We start from the raw sequence: 2,536 nt of genomic DNA, 5'->3' as shown, positions 1-2,536 counted from the left end.
CCCTTCCGACCCGTGCCGTTCACGGCACGGGGATAACTGCGGGACAACCTGTGGACGGGCTCGTGCTATCAGGAGTAACGGGTATCGTGCTATCGGGAGTACGGCTATCGTGCTATCAGGAGTACGAATCGCCCGCGAAGCCAATAACGGCGCGGGTTTCGACGCCCCTTAACTTACCTAACTTAAATTCTCTAACTTTTAGTAGAAGCGCGCCGTTTCGGTGGACAACTGCTGAAGGGCAAAAACCAAAGCAACTCCGAAAGCAAAAACAACCCCGGTTTTCAGGGCAAAAACAGGCTGGCTTTCCAGATCGGAGGGCCGCGCCATGATCGTTGCCTTGCTCAATCAGAAAGGCGGCGTAGGCAAGACCACGCTCGCCACGCACATCGCGGGCGAGCTGGCGATGCGCGGGCAATCGGTCATCCTGCTGGATGCCGATCCGCAGGGCTCATCGCTGGACTGGACACAGCGCAGAAGTCAGCAAGGTCTGCCCAGGCTGTTCAGCGCCGTGGGCCTGGCACGCGAAACGCTGCACCAGGAGGCCCCAGAACTCGCCAGGCGGGCCGATCACGTCATCATTGACGGACCACCTCGTATCGCCGCCTTGGCGCGCTCCGCGCTGCTGGCGGCCGAGCGTGTACTGATCCCGGTGCAGCCCAGTCCCTACGATCTCTGGGCCAGCGCCGAGATGGTGGCGCTGATCCGCGAAGCGCAAGTGTTCCGACCTGCGCTGCGCGCGGCCTTCGTCATCAATCGGCGCGTCAGCACCACCATCATCGGCCGGGAGGCGCGGCAGTCGCTTGCCGAACAGCCACTGCCTGCGCTGCGTTCGGAAGTGCATCAGCGCATCGTCTTTGCCGATAGCGTGGCCGCCGGCCGACTTGCACGCGAGACGGTTCCTGACAGCGCCGCCGCGCGCGAGATCACCGCACTCACTGACGAACTGCTGCGGTGGCCGACATGACGAATACGCGCGGCAAACGCATCGGCATCGGCGCACGTCCGCCAGCGAATCCCCACGCCGAGGCGTGGATTCGCCAAGGCGACGCCGACGCTTTGCAAAAGGGCGACCTCTACACCGCGCGCCTGACCCTCGACATCACGCCCGCCATGCGGGCGCGCATCAAGGTGTCTGCCTTCACGCGTGGCGTGACCGTGGCCGAACTGCTGCGCGCACTGCTGGAACGTGAGTTTCCGGAGAACTCCCAATGAACGTACAACCTTTGGCGGCCACGGCCGCCACGACCAACACAAATCCGTCTTCGCTCGCAATGCTCGCCAGACGGGCCGGCACCGTACCGTTGACCCGCGTATCGCTCGCCTACGTCGAGCGGCGCATCGACCTCTATTTGCGCTTCGGCGAACCGTCACGCATCGTCCGGCTTGACCAGTGGCGCCGTGTCGCGGTGTTCTTGTCGGGAGCCGTGTTTTGCCGCATCCGGTGGCAGGCCAATGACTACGGCACGATTCGTTGGGAACTCATGGTGATGCAGGCTTGCACGTCGCTGGATGCGGCGCAGCGCATCCCCGGCGTGCTCCCCGGTGCGCGGCTGCTGCTGCATGCCGAAGGTGAACCCGCCGTCCGCGCTGTGTTTGCTCAGCTCGACGCTATCGAGGCGCTGGGCATTGCGCCAGCCGACGTGTCGCCCGCGTACTGGCGCACGCTCGGGAACCGGCTCGCTGCGCGCTTGCCACTACCCGAATACACCGCCGAGCGACACGCGGCTTGGCTGGCCAGGAGGGCGTTGCCATGACGACGATTTCCACATCCAGCATCGCACCGCATCCTCGTTCGCGCCTGCGACCTCGCATCGCGCTGACGGGCTTCGCCGCTGCCGGCCTCGCCGCGCTAGCCTGGGCCGCATTCGTGTCGCCGCTGCCGCGCCTGACCTACAACCCGTCCGACAGTGTGGCGGTCGGCTGGTATCGCATTGAACCGTTCGGCCATCGGGCCGCCTTGCTGCCACGCCCGCTATCCGTGGACAGCATCGTGCTCGTCCCACTGCCAGCCGAAGCTGCCGCACTCGCTGCGCAGCGCGGCTACCTGCCGACGCGCGTTCCGCTGCTCAAGCGAGTGGGTGCTGTGTCACCGCAGGAGGTATGCATCGCTGGCGGTATCGTTCGCATCGACGGCGTGCCTGCAGCCGCCGTGCTGCCGGCCGACCGGCTGGGCCGACCACTGCCATCCTGGCAGCAGTGCCGCCGTCTTGCACCCGGCGAACTGTTCCTGTTGAGCGTGACCAATCCGGCGTCGTTCGACAGCCGCTACTTTGGGCCGATTGCGGCTTCTACGGTGATCGGTCTTGCGCATCCAGTCTGGCTGGAGACACGCCCATGATGGCCGTCGATTCGCTGCACGTTCCCGTGCATCTCATCGTGCCATCCGGTCTGTCGTTCCGCTGGTCGTCACAGTGTCGTCGCGCGTGCAGTGCGTGCGCATTCGCGCCGCACTTCGCGCAACAACCGGCGCCGCCTTCCCATGTGCAGGCGTCTTGCCCCGAACCGGCCCGGCCTGTGGCCGTGGCTGCGTTCGCCC

Annotated in this window: 5 protein-coding genes and 1 pseudogene; 5 read left to right on the top strand and 1 reads right to left on the bottom strand. The window is 65.5% G+C overall.

Annotated features, from left to right (window positions below; genetic code table 11):
• Positions 1 to 198: 198 nt before the first annotated feature.
• Positions 199 to 327, bottom strand: a complete 129-nt coding sequence (locus HU729_RS25995) for a hypothetical protein (RefSeq protein ID WP_272997079.1) — start codon at positions 325 to 327, stop codon at positions 199 to 201.
• Here HU729_RS25995 and parA point away from each other — a divergent pair.
• From parA to HU729_RS25920, 5 genes and pseudogenes are all read left to right on the top strand, one after another.
• Positions 326 to 964, top strand: coding sequence for a ParA family partition ATPase (parA, locus tag HU729_RS25415; protein ID WP_186711913.1), 639 nt, complete (start codon positions 326 to 328; stop codon positions 962 to 964). The genes HU729_RS25995 and parA overlap by 2 nt on opposite strands.
• Entirely contained in the window at positions 961 to 1,212 is a 252-nt protein-coding gene (locus tag HU729_RS25410) for a chromosome partitioning protein ParB (RefSeq protein ID WP_186711912.1), read from the top strand. Before parA ends, HU729_RS25410 begins: the two co-directional genes overlap by 4 nt.
• Positions 1,209 to 1,754, top strand: a complete 546-nt coding sequence (locus HU729_RS25405; protein WP_186711911.1) for a DUF2840 domain-containing protein — start codon at positions 1,209 to 1,211, stop codon at positions 1,752 to 1,754. The genes HU729_RS25410 and HU729_RS25405 overlap by 4 nt, the downstream gene beginning before the upstream one ends.
• Positions 1,751 to 2,338: a S26 family signal peptidase gene (locus HU729_RS25400; RefSeq protein WP_186711910.1), complete on the top strand. Its 588-nt coding sequence runs from the start codon at positions 1,751 to 1,753 to the stop codon at positions 2,336 to 2,338. Before HU729_RS25405 ends, HU729_RS25400 begins: the two co-directional genes overlap by 4 nt.
• A pseudogene (locus HU729_RS25920) lies at positions 2,335 to 2,536 on the top strand (hypothetical protein); the annotation flags it as partial. The gene HU729_RS25400 and the pseudogene HU729_RS25920, both read left to right, overlap by 4 nt.

This window comes from Pseudomonas sp. RW10S2 (genome assembly GCF_014268985.1).
GTDB classification, from domain to species: Bacteria; Pseudomonadota; Gammaproteobacteria; order Pseudomonadales; family Pseudomonadaceae; genus Aquipseudomonas; species Aquipseudomonas wayambapalatensis.
This window is presented reverse-complemented; position numbering and strand designations above follow the sequence as displayed.

Bases quoted from the DNA above. Each gene is read 5' to 3' on its own strand.
- HU729_RS25405 (WP_186711911.1), top strand. From the start codon at position 1,209: ATGAACGTACAACCTTTGGCGGCCACGGCCGCCACGACCAACACAAAT.
- parA (WP_186711913.1), top strand. From the start codon at position 326: ATGATCGTTGCCTTGCTCAATCAGAAAGGCGGCGTAGGCAAGACCACG.
- HU729_RS25410 (WP_186711912.1), top strand. From the start codon at position 961: ATGACGAATACGCGCGGCAAACGCATCGGCATCGGCGCACGTCCGCCA.
- HU729_RS25400 (WP_186711910.1), top strand. From the start codon at position 1,751: ATGACGACGATTTCCACATCCAGCATCGCACCGCATCCTCGTTCGCGC.
- HU729_RS25995 (WP_272997079.1), bottom strand. From the start codon at position 327: ATGGCGCGGCCCTCCGATCTGGAAAGCCAGCCTGTTTTTGCCCTGAAA.